Annotated in this window: 1 protein-coding gene and 1 pseudogene; both read left to right on the plus strand. The window is 41.1% G+C overall.

Annotated elements, in window-relative coordinates; translation table 11 throughout:
• Positions 1–182, plus strand: a pseudogene (locus Q0340_RS05980) (1-deoxy-D-xylulose-5-phosphate reductoisomerase); the annotation flags it as partial.
• Positions 183–259: 77 nt separating this feature from the next.
• On the plus strand, positions 260–1,186 hold a 927-nt coding region (locus Q0340_RS05985), incomplete at its 3' end, for a DUF3137 domain-containing protein (RefSeq protein WP_298082549.1).

The raw sequence follows: 1,186 nt of genomic DNA on the forward strand, positions 1-1,186 counted from the left end.
AAGCGGGCGTAAATGCGTTTTTGCAGCAGCGGTGCCGCTTCACCGACATTGCGCGTGTCGTGTTAAAGTGCGTGGAGAAATTTAACTCGCCTAGCGTAACGGATCCGGATGCGCTTGTAGCGGTGGATGCGAGCGTGCGAGCGTATGCAAACGAACTGTTGAAATTTGACGGCAAGCTTTAAGCCTAGCTTTGCCTGCCTAAATTTAGAGGTTAAATTTGAGCTATCTTACCACAAGCGGTGAAATTTAGGATCGAAAATTGCTGGACATACAAACTATCGTAAATTTGGAAAAAGAGCGCCGCAAGCTACTGCAAAGCCGCATAAAATGGAAAATAATAAGCCTGCTTAAAGCCTGTGCGATATTTATCCCTGCGGTTTTCCTAATGAGGTATATGGCTAGCGAAGAGGGTACGCCTTTGGGGATGCCGTATCTTTTATTTGGTCTGGGCATAGCGCTATATTTTACTTATAAGCTATTTTACGAAAAAACCTACAAAGTCAAAACGCGAGAATTTGCGCTACAATACAAAGCCCTCTATATAATGCCATACATCGAAAGTCTAGGATATAAATACAACAGATTTGGCGCCGTAACTCAAGAGCAAGATATCCTGCAAAGCGGGCTTTTTAATCAATATGCAAATTCCGGCGGAGATGATTTGATATACGGAAACATAGACGGCGTGGACTTTAGCTTCTGCGATATTTGGATGTCTAAAGAGACTATAGATGATAGCTTTTTTACTTTGACTTATGAAAAAAAGGAGATGGAGATATTTCAAGGTCTTTTTTTCGCGGCAGATTTTCATAAAAAGATCAGATCCGACGTTTTTATTCTTCCAAGACAAATAAAGCTATCGCACGGCGTCTTGGAAAGCGGTGCAAAATTTTGCAATATGGATAACGCGAAATTTAATAGATCTTTTGCGGTATATACAAAAGACGCGGTCGCCGCAGCGTATGTGCTAACGCCGGCGCTGATGGAGAAAATTTTATTTTTAAAAATGCTTACGAAATCATACATTGAACTTAGCTTCAGAAAAAACAAAATTTATATAAAAATACCTCGTCTATACGATAGCTTTGAGCCCGATCTAAGTAAGCCGATACGAGGCGACAAGCTTGCAAGCAAGATACAAATCGATCTGGACGCGATGCTGCAAATCGTAAAAATTCTAAAGCTG

This window comes from uncultured Campylobacter sp., assembly GCF_938045595.1.
Taxonomy (GTDB): Bacteria; Campylobacterota; Campylobacteria; order Campylobacterales; family Campylobacteraceae; genus Campylobacter_B.